This window comes from Citrobacter sp. Cb031 (assembly GCF_030336725.1).
Lineage (GTDB): Bacteria > Pseudomonadota > Gammaproteobacteria > Enterobacterales > Enterobacteriaceae > Citrobacter > Citrobacter braakii.
Genome location: NZ_JAOWDA010000034.1, coordinates 457,938 through 473,133 on the forward strand (window position 1 = coordinate 457,938; position 15,196 = coordinate 473,133).

Annotated in this window: 12 protein-coding genes; 6 read left to right on the forward strand and 6 right to left on the reverse strand. The window is 53.9% G+C overall.

Annotated features, from left to right (window positions below):
• Positions 1–7: 7 nt before the first annotated feature.
• Genes OGV93_RS18645 through OGV93_RS18655 form a run of 3 tightly spaced genes read right to left on the reverse strand, consistent with a single transcriptional unit; the run spans position 8 to position 6,463 of the window.
• Positions 8–2,167 carry a virulence factor SrfC family protein gene (locus OGV93_RS18645; RefSeq protein ID WP_287109949.1) on the reverse strand — a complete coding sequence of 720 codons (2,160 nt, stop codon included), beginning with the start codon at positions 2,165–2,167 and terminating at the stop codon, positions 8–10.
• Positions 2,164–5,145 carry a virulence factor SrfB gene (locus OGV93_RS18650; RefSeq protein WP_046275606.1) on the reverse strand — a complete coding sequence of 994 codons (2,982 nt, stop codon included), beginning with the start codon at positions 5,143–5,145 and terminating at the stop codon, positions 2,164–2,166. Before OGV93_RS18650 ends, OGV93_RS18645 begins: the two co-directional genes overlap by 4 nt.
• A gap of 4 nt (positions 5,146–5,149) precedes the next feature.
• On the reverse strand, positions 5,150–6,463 hold the full coding sequence (locus OGV93_RS18655) for an SrfA family protein (RefSeq protein WP_213239653.1): 1,314 nt from the start codon (positions 6,461–6,463) through the stop codon (positions 5,150–5,152).
• 282 nt (positions 6,464–6,745) lie between these two features.
• On the opposite strand from OGV93_RS18655, the gene OGV93_RS18660 reads away from it, so the two are divergent.
• Together OGV93_RS18660 and OGV93_RS18665 are read left to right on the forward strand one after the other, a co-directional pair.
• On the forward strand, positions 6,746–8,344 hold the full coding sequence (locus tag OGV93_RS18660; protein ID WP_287109951.1) for an ABC transporter substrate-binding protein: 1,599 nt from the start codon (positions 6,746–6,748) through the stop codon (positions 8,342–8,344).
• 17 nt (positions 8,345–8,361) lie between these two features.
• Complete coding sequence (locus OGV93_RS18665) at positions 8,362–8,595, forward strand: YdcY family protein (RefSeq protein ID WP_016153143.1); 234 nt, start codon at positions 8,362–8,364, stop codon at positions 8,593–8,595.
• 66 nt (positions 8,596–8,661) lie between these two features.
• On the opposite strand, the gene OGV93_RS18670 is transcribed toward OGV93_RS18665, so the two are convergent.
• Together OGV93_RS18670 and OGV93_RS18675 are read right to left on the reverse strand one after the other, a co-directional pair.
• The gene (locus tag OGV93_RS18670; protein WP_016156572.1) at positions 8,662–9,111 is read right to left on the reverse strand and encodes a DMT family transporter; all 450 of its coding nucleotides are present in this window, start codon (positions 9,109–9,111) and stop codon (positions 8,662–8,664) included.
• Positions 9,108–9,626: a GNAT family N-acetyltransferase gene (locus OGV93_RS18675; RefSeq protein WP_287109953.1), complete on the reverse strand. Its 519-nt coding sequence runs from the start codon at positions 9,624–9,626 to the stop codon at positions 9,108–9,110. The genes OGV93_RS18670 and OGV93_RS18675 overlap by 4 nt, the downstream gene beginning before the upstream one ends.
• A gap of 37 nt (positions 9,627–9,663) precedes the next feature.
• Here OGV93_RS18675 and OGV93_RS18680 point away from each other — a divergent pair, with 37 nt between their 5' ends.
• Together OGV93_RS18680 and curA are read left to right on the forward strand one after the other, a co-directional pair.
• Positions 9,664–10,239, forward strand: a complete 576-nt coding sequence (locus OGV93_RS18680) for a helix-turn-helix domain-containing protein (RefSeq protein WP_016153140.1) — start codon at positions 9,664–9,666, stop codon at positions 10,237–10,239.
• Positions 10,240–10,297: 58 nt separating this feature from the next.
• Positions 10,298–11,335 carry an NADPH-dependent curcumin/dihydrocurcumin reductase gene (gene curA, locus OGV93_RS18685; RefSeq protein WP_016156570.1) on the forward strand — a complete coding sequence of 346 codons (1,038 nt, stop codon included), beginning with the start codon at positions 10,298–10,300 and terminating at the stop codon, positions 11,333–11,335.
• Positions 11,336–11,365: 30 nt separating this feature from the next.
• Here the strand turns inward: curA and pqqU are convergent, their stop codons facing one another.
• Complete coding sequence (gene pqqU / locus OGV93_RS18690; protein ID WP_287109955.1) at positions 11,366–13,486, reverse strand: TonB-dependent receptor PqqU; 2,121 nt, start codon at positions 13,484–13,486, stop codon at positions 11,366–11,368.
• Between the two features lie 260 nt (positions 13,487–13,746).
• Here pqqU and yncE point away from each other — a divergent pair, with 260 nt between their 5' ends.
• Both yncE and OGV93_RS18700 read left to right on the forward strand, forming a co-directional pair.
• A complete protein-coding gene (yncE, locus tag OGV93_RS18695) occupies positions 13,747–14,808 on the forward strand; it encodes a 7-bladed beta-propeller protein YncE (RefSeq protein ID WP_046275590.1) in 1,062 nt (353 codons plus the stop codon).
• 136 nt (positions 14,809–14,944) lie between these two features.
• A complete protein-coding gene (locus tag OGV93_RS18700) occupies positions 14,945–15,166 on the forward strand; it encodes a YgdI/YgdR family lipoprotein (protein ID WP_287109957.1) in 222 nt (73 codons plus the stop codon).
• Positions 15,167–15,196 lie beyond the last annotated feature (30 nt).

A 15,196-nucleotide genomic window follows, 5' to 3' on the forward strand; every position in this document is an offset into this window, starting at 1 on the left:
CGCCGTTTCAGGAGGAAAGCAGGGCATCTAATCGTTTTTTGTCGGCTGCGCAAACATCCATTGGATGCTGATATCCCACGTTTTCATTGGCGCGGGTATACAAAGCGACCAGCCAGTCGTAAACGTAACGGCTTGCGCCATGCGAAGGTTGTTCATCCAGTTTCGTCAACCGTAACATCGGCTGTTGCGCCGGGGCACTAAAAATAGCCGATCCTTTTTGGATCCTGCTGGCCGGACGCTGTTCCTCTGCCACGCTGGCAAATCCAAGCCAGGTAATAAAATCCCCAATATCGGCGTGAAGCTGCGCGGCGCAGACGTTTTCTCGCTGCATAATGCGCTGTAAGCGTTGCGGCATTTCCAGCCGATAGCTAGTGGTGACGAGGATATCAGCAACCTGCCTTAGCGTACGCGGCTCGAGACGTAAACGGCGCGCATTATTTTCATCGCGACACCACTGGCGCACGTGGTTAACCCACATTTTGTGCGCCTGATACCCGGTCTCTTTGCTTTCCGGCGAGTGCGTTGTGTCACGCACCTCGGCAAACAGGTCAATCTCTTCATTAAATAATCCGCTCACCTGTTCCTCGCGCGGCTGCTGAACACGCAGCAGCGACTCAAAGAGGCGCATCGGCGGAAGCAAACCGTCCAGGAGTTCGCCATGCTTTGCCGCCTGGGCCTGGAGCTGGCGGATCACCGACTCATTGCTACCCGATTCGGTTTCAACGGGGTTAATCCAGCCGATCAGGGTTTCGCGTACACGCTGCTGGTGCTGCTCACGCAGGGAGGTCAATCTCGCCTGGCGTTGCTGTGGCGAGGTTGCCTGAGTCAGCCATTCGACGAGGCGTTGTAAGCTGTGTTTATCCAGCGCCTGCAGCGTGCCCCAGTGCAGTCCGGGTTTGCCCATTAATTGCTGCACAGATTCATCAAGATTTTGCTGAGTGCTAAACCGCGCATCCTGCGGAGTAATGGCCCAGACCACTCCCGGCAATGCGGCGTCATGTACGGGCTGAGTGTCGTTAACCCAGCCCAGCAGCTTGCGGGTGATGGCGGGCGTCTGGGAGCGGGTAGATACCGCATTACAGATTAAAAGTACATCCGGTTGCAGATGCTGGCGATAATGTTCCAGCATCCAGCCTAATTTGGCCTGCCACAATGGATGGGGATGAACATCCGGGGCGAGGGGAATATCCAGCAGATCGACATTCTCCAGTACCGCGTCTTCAACCGTCAGGACCAGCTCGCGCGTGAGCAGCGCCAGCGAAGCCTGAGAAAGGCTGACCGCATTGAGCAACTGATCATTTTCTATTGGATGAACCACTACATCGCTTTGCGCCTCATTCCCGTTCAATGCTACCTGAGTCAGGAAACTCTCGGCAGGTAAACCAAAATGGTCAACCAGCAGGCTCAGCGGAGCCGCGAGTTCTTGCGCGCTCCCGGTTTGTTGCAGCGTATGCGCCAGCGCCAACCACTGTTGCGTCAACTCTGGCTGTTCTCCCCACAGTAACGCCCAGGCGTTTGCCCGGGTAGTCAGATCCAGAGCGGGTAGCAGCGTGGCAAACTGATGCCATAGCGCGTCGTCAAATTGCTGCTGTCTGGCCGGTACGCAGGCGCGCCAGAAACGACCAATTGCCGCGACATCATGCGCGGTAATGCCCGGCACCGGATGACGCTGGCGCAACGTTTGCCATTTTTCCAGGCGCGCCTCAATAATCGATTTCTCGACCTGGCGGTTGTCCGCAAGCGCACAGAACTGGGTAATAAATAGCTGTACCAGTTCGGCTTCACTGAGTAGCCGCAGGCGCAACGGCCATTCACCATCGAGCGGATTTTCATCACGCGTAAAGCGGATCGCCATATTGGTTGGCGCATGACCAGGATTAATATGTGAAAAGTAATCAAAGCTGCGATCCGGGGTAACGATATTCACTTTGCCATTGGCGTTGCTGCACAATGCTGTGAGCAGGTGCGCTTTTGCCGATTGCGAATGTCCGTAAAGCCCAACGCATCCTCGCGATGAAAAGGTCGTCTTCAACGCAGATTCATTAACGGCGGCCAGGGTGAGCTGCGCCAACAGGGCATCCGCTTCATCATCAAGACGCGCCGCACGCTGACGGGTATCAGTTACCCACTCGATGGCGGCCTGCGCGGTGTTTAACATCTTACTCATTTCAGGTACACGCTCCCGCTATCAATCCAGTAATGGCTCCCGCTATGGCGACGGTCTGCCAGCGTATTCAGTTTTAACGTTAAGGCATTGGCGGCAACGGGAGTGCCATCCTGTAACCACGCATCGCTCAGTACGAAAAATTCCGGGCCGCTTTCTTTGCTACCACCGCGTAGCTGCAGCCGTACATTCAACACGCCATCTCCGGCGATGGTTTTTGCCAGTTCGGCAGAATTTATGCTGAGCGTATACAGCGGTGTGGCAGGCCAACGGCTGTTGGCCAGTTGACGGAAACCTAACGTAACGTTGCCGCGCAATGGGAAGTGCAGGCGGGCATCCAGCTTCGCGCCGGGCTTATCCAGATCGATATCGTGATACCAGATGTTCTCATCACGCAGCGTATTGACCGTATTATCCAACACGCCGAGATAACGTACGGTCGAGTAAGCGCCGATATCGGCAGCTTTAAAGTTGAAACGCGGCAAGCGTAGATCCAGCGCCAGGCTACACAACATTGCACCAACTGCTGCGGTGGATTTGGGGTTACCAATCCGCCCTTGTTGGCTGAACGGATACCACTCATGTACGCGGTAGTTATCCATCCAGATCATACGATTAACCGGAACGGGCTGCAGATGGCGGATCAACGCCTGTACGCCCGGTAAACAGGCGGGTCTGCCGGTCACTAATAAAATATCGCAGCGATAGTGTGAAATGGCCTCACAGACCGCATGCAGTGGGGAGGTCAGGGTAAACTGGCCCGCCAGTAACGCTTCTTGTAACTGCCTGAACTGCACCTGTAACGGCACGCTCAACACATCAAACGCTGGCGATCCCGCAGGTAACGCATGATCGATAGCCTGCTGGATGTAATTCAGTACGTTGCGCGTTGGTTGCTGGCTCAGGAGTTCGCCAAAGGTGGCATGCAGACCCGCTACCGGATCGTTAATATCACTTTGTTCCCAGGCAGAAAGTACCGCATGACCGAGCGGCATAAAGAGTTGTAACGCCGTTTGTTGACGCAAAATCGCCTGGGTGTCGATGCGCCCGGAATCGCCAAATAGCGTAGCCAGCAATGCGGCGGCGTCGGTCACGCCAGCCTGTTGCAGGCGGGTTTGCAGCGCAGGCAACACGCAACGCTGAATCACGTCCAGCAGCATATCATCGCCCGCAACCTTAAAGCCTTCACGGAACAGCAGGTGCGGGGTAATTTTGACGTTTGTACCCACGCCGTCATCAAGCTGGTAATGGACGACGGCCATATCCGTTGTCCCGCCGCCAATGTCGATCGATGCCACGCGCAGCGCACGACCTTTAGTCTCACCAGGCTCCGGCAAACGGTCCGGGCGGGCAAGGGCGTTAAAGAACGATTCGGTGTGGCCATCGTAGTGAGAGATAGCTTCGTTATACAGCCACACCAGTTGCCCGCAGCTGGCCTCATCCCATTCCATCTGGATCTCAGGTACGGGAACCACGCTCTTTTCCTGCTGTTTACGGGTGGTGAAGTCTTCATCCTGCGGGTGCCAGCCCATTGCTTTCCAGACCAACGCAATAGCTTCAAACATGCGCAGGCGGAAAATCTCACGCTCCTGTTTGGGCATCGCCGACGGCAGGGTCAGGATCAGCGTACGCAACTGACGAGGAGATGCCGGGAATCCGAGGCGCAAACGCGTCGCCACGCTGTTAATTTGCCCCAGCGCCTGGGCCAGTATTTCGCACAACATATGCGTCATCAGCGTACTGCGGCTGTATTGCGGTGAGAATACCGGCAGACGATCATCCTGCGGCAGGCTGAACAGCGGTTGCCCGTCATCGTTCATCAGGTTCATCAGCGGGAAGGCGGTAGCCAGTGGTTCGCGCTGGGTTTTGCCATTCATCTGGCTAAAGCGCCAGTCATGCAACACCGGCGTTTCGTCCCACAGATAACGGCGCGGGCTGGAGATCCCACTGCTGCCTTCAGTGCCCATGCGCTGCATCGCCAGCTTTCGGGCTTCATCGCCAACGCGGACAATCGACGGCCAGATAAAGGCATCATCACGGCCGCTCTCCACGGAAAAGTGCTGCTTACCAAAACGCGCTTCGGAAAACTCCAGTCGGCTGGTGAACAACGGATCGTTGAGAAACTGTGGCTCGCTTAACGAACGCACCTGCAATTCGGCTGTCTGGCGCAGTCCGTCATTGGCATCCCCGTGATCTTCAATCAGGACGCCACAGGTATGGGTGTTACCGATATCCAGGATAAGATCAACGGGAATGGCGGGCGTGCTGAGGGTATGCGTGACCAGTTTCACTTCCGGGACGGAAAGCTGCTCGCCTAACAGGGTCAGCACATTCAGCCAGTGCGCCTGATATTCAAAGTTACGCAGCGCCTGTTGGATCTCTTGTTCTGAGCGGTTCTCATGCTGTGTGACATGATGCATAAAGGATTCGCGCAACCAGCCGTCAATCCAGGTCTGGTCGAGGAAATCGGCAATTTCGTTGTCATGCCAGGCCAGCGCAAATCGCGTACCGTTCAGCAGGTCATTTTCGTTGGGGGTTAACGCCGCAGGGGCATTTTCAGTGAGCTGGCTGTCCAGCGCCACGGTGACGCGGTGGGTGTTGCCCGCGCTGTCAGGTTGCGCCAGCTTTCGCACCTGTACGCGCGCCCAGTTATCCGGGCCTTCAACGAACGTACGCGGCGGATTAAAGCGCAGGAACGGCAGCGGCAGCCAGACACCGTCGAGCACGTCCAGCGAATAATGCAGCTTCTGGGTGCTTTCCGGCTTCACCACTTCGGGCTGACCGCCGGTGCTGCCTGGTAAGGTATAACGTCCGGTTGTCAGATCGAAATCCAGCCGCAGCAGGGGACCGTTTGCCGTTTTGCGCACAAAGCGGCCATGATGCGCAGATTCCTGCGGCGTCAGGCCAAAATCCAGAAATTGCACACCGCTATTGGCGATGAGCGTCACGCTCTGTTTGTAGTCACACAGATTCACCAACATAAAATCAGGCACCTATCTTTTTGATCGTCAGAGGGATTTCCGCGTGATCGTCATAACGTGCGGTACAGGCGGCGACGTCATTGGTTCCCGCTTTGCAGGTAATTTCCGGCATCGGATAACGTGACCCGTCCGTACAACGGGCATTCCCGCGACTCTTAATCATTAATTCACCTGACTGATGCAAACCGGAGAAAATCTCGGCACGACAAACAATATTGTCGCCATGAACCACGCGCGCAGTACCTTTATTGGCCTGGATCTGATAGCGCAGCGACGGCGCTTTACCGCTAACCGGATCTTTAACATCAACCATTACGCGCCAGTTACCGTTGAGAAAACGCGTCGTTCCTGCCTTCATCTGGTTGGCATCCATCACCAGCGCATCTTTCGGAATCGCGGCGATCACGACCGGTCCCTCGACAGGTTTTTCTTTTTTGGCGACCGGAACCACTTCAGCCCGATGCAGCGGCAGTGCAGATGTCAGTTCTGGCAGCGGTGCTATATCTGCCTTAGCGACATCTCTTGGGGGAACAGCGGGTACGGGCTGGGTGGTCTGTTGCTTCCACAGCAGCGGCCCAACCATGGCTGCAATGATCACCGCGGCAACGGGCAGGCTCCACAGCGGCAGGCGGCGTGCGGGTTTCTTCTGTGCGAGCGGCGGCGAGACTTCCGGTTCGTTAACAACGACCGGGGGTTGTAGTTCATGTTCAGGTTCAGCCGGTTTAGGTAGCTCAACCACTGGAGTCAGCAAAGGTGCGTCGGCCTCGACAAAGGTGATTTGGGCAGTGATTTCTTCTTCCGGCTCAGGCTCTGCTACGGTGACGACCGGAGGAATATCGGCAAGGCGCAGGCAATCGAGCACATCGTCGCGAGGATTTTCATTCAGATTGACGAAACCCCAGAACGTAATAACGGGTTTACCTTCAACCAGAAACACGTGATTCTCACCAGGAAACTGGATGGCTTTTTCCAGCAGTGAGCCAAACAGTTGCAGGGAGGTTTTACCCGATTGCAGACTTTTACGGCTCAGCGCCGCCGCATTTTCCAGCGTGCTTCCCAGATAGCGCAGCGCACGAAAACGGGCCTCTTCATCAGCGGCTTTCCATGCAACGGCTTTCCCTTCAATCGGCGAATACCAGTCAACGCGATCGCCGTTGTCGTTAATTTGTGGGATCGCCAGACAATCCACCATCGCCTGCTGTTTACGCAGGCGAAGCGTTTCACGAATTTGCAATGCTGAATCAAACACGGCCTGACCACCGCCGCCCACGGCCTGATAGTCATCCAAATTGCCGCTGCGCAAGAGAGTTTTTGCCACGTTGTTACCCCTTAGACTTCTTCACGTATCTACTTTACGTTTTATAAAAACGAGCAAACGGTGGAAGAGAGGCAAAAAGGGGCGAATTTTCATGGCATAGAGTGCCGGGAAAAATCTTGACGTTTTGAAAAAGACTTAAGGGAAATTAATTCGCTTAGGGTGATGAATTATTCAGCGAAATACACCGGATTAGAATAACCTGATAGTGATTTGTTATTGGTCAGTTTTTGTCAGCTATGCTCTGATATCCCGGTTAATAATAAAATAAGAAGGCTTATAACCATGATTGCAAGGAAAACGTTACTCGCGCTGGCGCTCAGCGCCGTCTTACCATCAGGCGCGGCGTTCGCGGCCAATACTGACACTCTCATTTACTGCTCAGAAGCGTCGCCAGAGTCATTTAACCCGCAAATCGCCAGTTCCGGTCCATCGTTTGTGGCCAGCTCACAGGTGCTCTACAACCGACTCATCAACTTTGATCCGGTAAAAAATACGCCAGTTCCGTCTCTGGCAACGGACTGGACGATTTCGCCGGACGGTAAGACCTACACTTTTACCCTGCGTCAGGGCGTGAAATTCAACAGTAATAAATTCTTCAAACCAACCCGTGACTTCAACGCTGATGACGTTGTTTTCTCGGTATTACGACAGAAAGATGCCGATCATCCGTACCACAAAATTTCTCAGGGAAGCTACGAATACTTCAACGATGTCGGTCTGGATAAACTGATTAAAGAAGTGAAGAAGGTCGATGATTATCACGTTCAGTTTATCCTTAATGAACCTAATGCCGCGTTTCTTGCCGACTGGGGAATGGATTTTGCCTCCATCCTTTCTGCGGAATATGCCGACGTGATGCTGAAAAAAGGCACTCCGGAAAACGTCGATAACTGGCCAATTGGCACCGGGCCATACGTGTTGCAGCAGTACAAGCAGGATTCGCAAATCCGCTATCTCGCCAACCCGAACTACTGGGACGGCGCCGTCCCCACGAAGCACCTGATCTTCTCAATCACGCCAAACGTTCAGACCCGATTGGCGAAACTGCAAACCAATGAATGCCAGATAATTCCGGCACCTGCGCCCGTACAGTTTGATGAGATTAAGAAGAATAAAGAGTTGACGCTGCATTCGGTTGAAGCGCTGAACGTCGGCTATCTGGCGTTTAATACCGAGAAAAAACCGTTTGATAACGTGCTGGTGCGTCAGGCGCTTAACTACGCGACAGACAAAAAGGCCATTATTAACGCCGTCTTTTTAGGTTCCGGTACGGTGGCAAAATCGCAAATTCCGCCGAATATGTTGGGGTTCAATAAAGATCTGCAGGATTACGCTTACGACCCGCAGAAAGCGAAAGATCTGCTGAAACAGGCGGGACTGGAAAACGGCTTTGAAGCGACGCTGTGGTCAATGCCGGTTCAGCGCCCATACAACCCGAACTCCCGACGGATTGCCGAGATGATCCAAAGCGACTGGGCGAAGGTTGGCGTGAAGGCGAAAATTGTGTCGTACGAGTGGGGCGAATATATCTCCGGAATGCGTAAAGGTGAGCATGACACCGCGTTGTTCGGTTGGATGTCAGACAACGGCGATCCGGACAACTTCGCCGATGTACTGCTGGGCTGTGACAGCATTAAAACCGGATCTAACGCCGCGCGCTGGTGCGATAAAGAGTATAATTCGCTGGTTCAAAAGGCGAAACTGGTGAGTAAACCGGAAGAACGCGCCGCGCTTTACCAGCAGTCGCAAGAGATTTTCTACCAGCAGGCTCCGTGGATTGCGTTGGCAAACGGGAAAACGTTTTACGCGACGCGCAGCAACGTCAGCGGATACAGCGTTAGCTTGATGGGCAGCGATTTTTCAAAAGCAAAATTAAATTAATGAGTTAAGGAGAGGTTATGTCGCATCTGGATGAGGTCAGCGCACGTGTTGATGCCGCCATTGAAGAGAGCGTCATTACGCATATGAATGAATTGCTGATTGAACTCAGCGATGATGTCGTGCTGAGCCGGGAAGAACGTTACACCCAGCAACAGCGTTTGCGTACGGCTATCGCACATCATGGCCGTCAGCATAAAGAGGATATGGAAACCCGTCGCGAACAGTTGACCAAAGGCGGCACAATCCTTTAATTCGTTGTTGCCAGATGGCGAAGTAACACCTTATCCGGCCTGCATGTTCAGGCCGGATAAGCGCAATTAAAACGAACGTCTCGCCACCAGCCAGGCCCCAACAACCAGCAGCACCGCGCCGCAGACCGGCCCCACCAACGCCCGCAGCGGTACGCCATGACTGCGCAGAATATCCAGCACCAGTCCGCCGATTAACTGGCTGGCCACCAGCACCGCGATAGTGGTTGCAGCGCCCACATTTTGGTATCCACTGATGCTGGCAAAAACAAAGAACGATCCCAGCAAGCCAGGGATTAGCGTCCACCAGCGCACGCTGGAAACCAGTTCCCCAAACCCCGCCATACCTTGCTTAAACCACAGTATGCTGACAAACAGCACGATCCCGACCAGCGAGTTAAGTAACATGGCGATGAGAATCGTCGAGGACGTCTGCGTGATGCGTACCATCAAGGTATTTTGCACCACCAGACCAATACCTGCGGCAATCAGAAAGGAGAGGGTTAGCGTCTGGTTCATCTGCTGGCATCCGGTTCGCGGCGATCGTCTAACTGCAACTGCATAAAAGTCAGATCCAGCCAGCGCCCAAATTTCGTGCCAACCTGTGGCATTTGCGCGGTGGTTTTAAAACCCAGCGTGCTGTGCAGATGCAGCGACGCCTGATTCTGAGACTCAATGCCCGCAACCATCACATGCTTGCCGCACGCGCGGGCTTCTTCTATCAGTCTGCTGAGCAGCGCTCGTCCCAGGCCTTTACCCTGATGAGCAGGATGAACATATACCGAATGTTCAACGGTATGACGGAATCCATCAAAGTTACGCCAGTCGCCAAAGGAGGCGTACCCTGTAATCACGCCATTCTCTTCACTCACCAGCACCGGATAGCCCATCAACTGGCGGGCTTGATACCATGAGATACGGTTTTCGGCATCGACCGTTTGATCGTTCCAGATAGCCGCCGTATGCAGTACCGCGTGGTTGTAGATTTCTGCAATGGTGGCACAGTCTTCTTTGCTGGCAAATCGAATGGACATGTTGAACCTCAGGGATTGTTCACTATAGTATTACAATATGAATACTATTGAAGACAGCATAAATCAACGGATCGGTGCAAGAATTCGCATTGAGCGGGAGTCTCGCGGCTGGTCTCTGACGGAACTCGCTGAGCGCGCAGGCGTGTCGCGGGCGATGATCCATAAAATAGAGCGCGGTGAGAGCAGCCCAACGGCCACGCTGCTGGGCAGGCTCTCCGGTGCCTTTGGTATCAGCATGTCTATGCTGATGGCGCGGGCCGAAATGCAGGAGGGCAAGCTGCTGCGCTTCGCTGATCAGCCTGTCTGGCACGACCCGCAAAGCCACTATCTGCGCCGCCACGTTTCACCGCGCAGCGATCTGCCTATTGATCTGGTGCAGATAGAATTGCCCGCTGGAAGCGACATCCCGATGCCAGCCTCTTCCTACGTGCAGGCAAGACAACTTATCTGGCTACAGCAGGGGGAATTGGTCTTTGTGGAAGGGGACGTGCGTCATGAAATGCGGGCTGGCGATTGCCTGGAGCTTGGCCCGCCGAATGATTGTCGGTTTATCAATGAAACCGCACAACCCTGCGTTTACCTGGTTGTGCGGTTAAATCATGTCGTCAGCTAACTGGCGGACACAGGCTGCTACTATTGATGGAATCATGCCAAAAGCAGAGGAGCACATCATGGGTCAACAGACTAATCGCAATCGCCGCTGGGTACTGGCTTCCCGCCCGCATGGCGCGCCGGTCCCGGAAAACTTCCGTCTTGAAGACGATGAGGTGGCAACGCCGGGTGAAGGCCAGGTTTTGCTACGCACCATTTTTCTTTCCCTCGATCCCTACATGCGTGGACGCATGAGCGATGAGCCGTCTTACTCCCCGCCGGTAGAGATTGGCGGCGTGATGGTTGGCGGGACCGTGAGTCGCGTGGTGTCATCCAACCATCCTGATTACCAGCCAGGCGAGTGGGTGCTGAGCTACAGCGGCTGGCAGGACTATGACATCTCCGACGGTAACGGGCTGGTGAAGCTTGGCGATAATCCCGAACATCCCTCCTGGGCGCTGGGAGTGATGGGGATGCCAGGATTTACTGCTTATATGGGGCTGCTGGATATCGGTCAGCCAAAAGCAGGGGAAACGCTGGTTGTGGCCGCCGCCACCGGCCCGGTTGGCGCAACGGTAGGGCAGATTGGTAAGCTCAAAGGCTGCCGGGTGATCGGGGTTGCAGGCGGGGCAGAGAAATGCCGACATGCCACCGAGGTATTAGGCTTTGATGTCTGCCTCGATCACCATGCACAAGATTTTGCGCAACAGCTGGCAAAAGCCTGTCCGCAGGGGATCGATATTTACTACGAAAACGTTGGCGGTAAGGTATTTGACGCCGTTCTGCCATTACTCAATACCTCTGCGCGCATTCCGCTGTGCGGACTGGTCAGTGGTTACAACGCCACATCGCTTCCAGGCGGACCCGATAGATTACCTTTGCTGATGGCAACGCTGCTGAAAAAGCGAATTCGGATGCAGGGCTTTATCATTGGTCAGGATTATGGTCACCGCATTCAGGAGTTTCAGCGGGAAATGGGGCGCTGGGTTAAAGAGGGCAAAATCCATTACCGCGAGCAAATCACCGACGGTCTGGAAAATGCGCCGCAGACCTTTATCGGCCTGCTGACCGGCAAAAACTTCGGTAAAGTGGTGATTCGTCTTGCAGACGATGCGTAAAACGGATGGCGGGAGTCATTCCCGCCAGTGTTACTCAAAACGCCAGGCCAGATTAATCCCTACGCCATAGTTTCGTCCTGGCGCCGGTTCGTAATATCGACCATTTGCCTCATTCACTATCACCGAACCGACGTAGGACTTATCAAACAGATTATCCACCCGACCGAACAGGTCGAACATCAGACTGCGGTAATAAAATTTATAGCCGGTATTTAAACCCACTACGGTATAGGACGGGGCTTGCGCCGTATTTTCATCATTGGCCATAATGTTGCTCATATAACGAACATCAGTTCCCGCATACCAACCTTCATCAGGCACGTAGCCCAGCGAAGCAAATCCCATGTTTTGCGCAATGCCAGGCAGGCGGTTGCCGTTGCAGTTTTGATCGCCACAGACGTTGCTGCGGTAGGTCGCATCCAGCCAGGTCCATGCAGCTTTTACGCGCCAGCTTGCGGCAAAGCGTTGGTCCCAGGATAACTCACCTCCCTGACGGCGGGTTTTTCCAGCGTTTTTGTAGGTTGTCCGCCCGCCGCTACTGCTGTCAACCACGATCTCGTCATCGGTATCGGTCTGGAATAGCGCTGCGGTAAACAGCCCATCGCCGATACGCGTTTTACTGCCGATTTCCACGGTATCGTTTGTGGAAGGCTGTAGGTCAAAATTCATCCCACTTTGGCCGTCGGAGCGGTAAGACAACTCGTTGATGGTGGGCGTTTCGAACCCGCGTCCCGCGGCCAGGTAGACGTTCCAGGCATCGGTGATGGCGTATTTTAACGATCCGGCAGGTAACCACTGGTGATAGCTGGCGTCACCGCTGTCATCTCCGTTACCAGGCGTAATATAGCGATCGTTAGAATCAAACCACACCGAACTGTAGCGAACCCCGGCATCCAGCGAGAGTTTCTGCGTTAATTGCCACTGGGTTTGCAGATAGGGATCGACATTCCACATCAGGTTACGTTCGTTACGTCGTAAGTCGCCTTTCTGACCATATTCTGGCACGCCATCATCAAGGCGAAAGTTGTTGTAGCCTTTACGGTTTTCGCTCATGTTTTCGTAATTCAGACCGGTGGTGAAGGTCACGGGTATACCCAGCTCGCCACGGTGAGTCCAGCGGTTGTCTATCCCCTGATAATGACGTTGCAGGGTAATAACGCCTCCGGCATGAGAGGGTTTTAACTGCGGGGCCATCGGGATTGACTGATACTGAGTGGTTTCACGCTCGCCCGCATAAGTCATGATGCTGATATCATCCTTCGCGCTAAGCTGGCGTTCATGGCGCAACCCCGCCTGGGTCTGCTTGATGGTTTTTCGCGTGTTGTATTGCTCAGCGCGGGGAGATTGCTGCGGATTGGCCTGCCACTCTGACTCGGTAAGACCACCAGGATCGTCAGCTTTACTCTCTACGCTATTGAAAATCAGGGTTAGTTTGCTCGTATCGTCCATGCGCACGCCCAGTTTGGCATTGGCCAGATTTTTTTGTGCGCTGCTGCGATCGCGATAACCATGGGTAGTAAACCGGGTTGTTGAAACGGTGTAATCCACATCCCCTTGCTGTGTGCCATCGCCCAATGCGCCCGTTGCTTTTAACCCGTAGCGCCAACTGCCAAAACTGCCGTAATAACTGCTGGCTTCAATGGTTGGCGGCTCATGTCCCGTTTCAGTGCTGACATTTATCACTCCACCAGACGCATTGCCATACAGAGCAGAGAAGGGGCCGCGTAAAACCTCAATATTTTGTACGCTGCTGATATCAATATTGGATGTTTGACCCTGCCCATCCGGCATGGTTGCCGGGATCCCGTCGACATACAAACGAATGCCGCGGATGCCATAAGTGGTTCGCGAACCAAATCCGCGAATCGACAACTGGAGATCCTGGGCGTAGTTCTGCCGATTTTGCACCTGTAGCCCAGGGACGCTGGTCAGGGATTCAGACAGGTTAATTCGCGGCGTTGCCAGACGCATATCTTCTCCGTCAACGACGCTGACGGCGGCAGGGGTGTCCAGTTCAGAAATGGACTGTGGTGTCGCGCTAACGATCAGCGTTTGATCGTTTATCTCACTTTCTGCCACGGCATAAGGCGAGAGGAAGACAGGCAGTAAAGAAACAGGAAGTGCAGTGTAGCGGGATGCAAAAATCGTCATGAACAAGGCCAGTTAATGATGCTTACGCCGTAAAACCGGCGATAAGCGCGTGAATTTTTTTATAAAAGATGAATTTCAGCGCTGCTGAATTGCGCTAATTTTTCGGGCAATGACAACGATTGTAGTCAATATGTGAAGAAGTGCTCCACTTTGAGATGAATAATGATTACTATTCTCATTCTTAAAAAGGGCAAAACCATGATTTTGCTCATTGAAGCTATGTGAAGCAGTAACAAACGAATTTATCAAAGGGAGTCGTCATGTCTTTACGTCATCTGTTTTCGCCGCGTCTGCGTGGTTCTTTACTGTTAGGTTCACTGCTCGTTGCATCATCTTTTACTACGCAGGCTGCAGAAGAACTGCTGCGCAAAGCCGTGGGCAAAGGCGCCTATGAAATGGCATACAGTCAGCAAGAGAACGCGCTGTGGCTGGCGACTTCGCAGAGCCGCAAACTGGATACCGGCGGGGTGGTTTACCGTCTTGACCCGGTCACCCTCGAAGTGACCCAGGTTATTCATAACGATCTCAAACCGTTTGGCGCCACCATCAACAACGCCACGCAAACGCTGTGGTTCGGCAACACAGTAAACAGCGCGGTGACGGCAATGGATGCCAAAACGGGCGCGGTGAAAGGACGTCTGGTGCTGGATGCGCGTAAGCGTTCTGAAGACGTTCGCCCACTGCAGCCGCGTGAGCTGGTCGCCGATGACGCCACCAACACGGTATACATTAGCGGTATTGGTAAAGAGAGCGTGATTTGGGTGGTGGACGGTGATGCCATTACATTGAAGGACACCATTCAAAATACCGGCAAAATGAGCACCGCTCTGGCTGTCGACAGCAAGGCTAAACGCCTGTACACCGCCAATGCAGACGGTGAATTCATCACCATCGATACCACCACCAACAAAATTCTCAGCCGTAAAAAGCTGCTGGATGATGGAAAAGAGCATTTCTTCATCAACCTGAGCCTGGACACGGCGGGCAACCGCGCCTTTGTCACCGACTCTAAAGCGGCGGAAGTGCTGGTAATCGACACCCGTAATGGCAACGTCCTGGCAAAAGTCGCCGCGCCGGAATCCCTGGCCGTGCTGTTTAACCCGGCGCGTAACGAGGCCTACGTGACCCATCGTCAGGCCGGCAAAGTGAGCGTGATCGACGCGAAAAGCTATAAAGTCGTTAAAACGTTCGAGACCCCAACATTCCCGAATAGCCTGGCGCTCTCCGCCGACGGTAAAACCCTGTACGTGAGCGTGAAACAGAAGTCCACCCGCGAGCAGGAAGCCACCCAGCCGGACGATGTTATTCGTATTGCGCTGTAATTAACCGGAGGGGGAAACCCCTCCTGTCACTTCTCTAAATCCCCCGATACGCCTCGTTACACCCCGCCAGTAGCCTGACCTACTTCAGGGACTTACACTACGCCCTCAACGGCTAACTGAATAACACGGGAATACCATGAAAAAGCCATTTATCTGTCTTTGTGCAGGCGTAATGCTGTTTACATTGGCAGGATGCACCACCGATTACGTTATGACGACCAAAAGCGGACAAACCATCACCACCCAGGGTAAGCCAAAACTGGATAAAGACACGGGAATGACCAGCTATACCGATCAGGATGGGAATGCGCGGGAAATTAACAGCTACGACGTAGCGCAGTTGATTGAAGCGAACTAAAAAAGAAGGCCTGAAGGATTAACCTGTCAG

Bases quoted from the DNA above. Each gene is read 5' to 3' on its own strand.
- OGV93_RS18645 (WP_287109949.1), bottom strand. From the start codon at position 2,167: ATGAGTAAGATGTTAAACACCGCGCAGGCCGCCATCGAGTGGGTAACT.
- OGV93_RS18650 (WP_046275606.1), bottom strand. From the start codon at position 5,145: ATGTTGGTGAATCTGTGTGACTACAAACAGAGCGTGACGCTCATCGCC.
- OGV93_RS18660 (WP_287109951.1), top strand. From the start codon at position 6,746: ATGATTGCAAGGAAAACGTTACTCGCGCTGGCGCTCAGCGCCGTCTTA.
- OGV93_RS18665 (WP_016153143.1), top strand. From the start codon at position 8,362: ATGTCGCATCTGGATGAGGTCAGCGCACGTGTTGATGCCGCCATTGAA.
- OGV93_RS18670 (WP_016156572.1), bottom strand. From the start codon at position 9,111: ATGAACCAGACGCTAACCCTCTCCTTTCTGATTGCCGCAGGTATTGGT.
- OGV93_RS18675 (WP_287109953.1), bottom strand. From the start codon at position 9,626: ATGTCCATTCGATTTGCCAGCAAAGAAGACTGTGCCACCATTGCAGAA.
- OGV93_RS18680 (WP_016153140.1), top strand. From the start codon at position 9,664: ATGAATACTATTGAAGACAGCATAAATCAACGGATCGGTGCAAGAATT.
- curA (WP_016156570.1), top strand. From the start codon at position 10,298: ATGGGTCAACAGACTAATCGCAATCGCCGCTGGGTACTGGCTTCCCGC.
- pqqU (WP_287109955.1), bottom strand. From the start codon at position 13,486: ATGACGATTTTTGCATCCCGCTACACTGCACTTCCTGTTTCTTTACTG.
- yncE (WP_046275590.1), top strand. From the start codon at position 13,747: ATGTCTTTACGTCATCTGTTTTCGCCGCGTCTGCGTGGTTCTTTACTG.
- OGV93_RS18700 (WP_287109957.1), top strand. From the start codon at position 14,945: ATGAAAAAGCCATTTATCTGTCTTTGTGCAGGCGTAATGCTGTTTACA.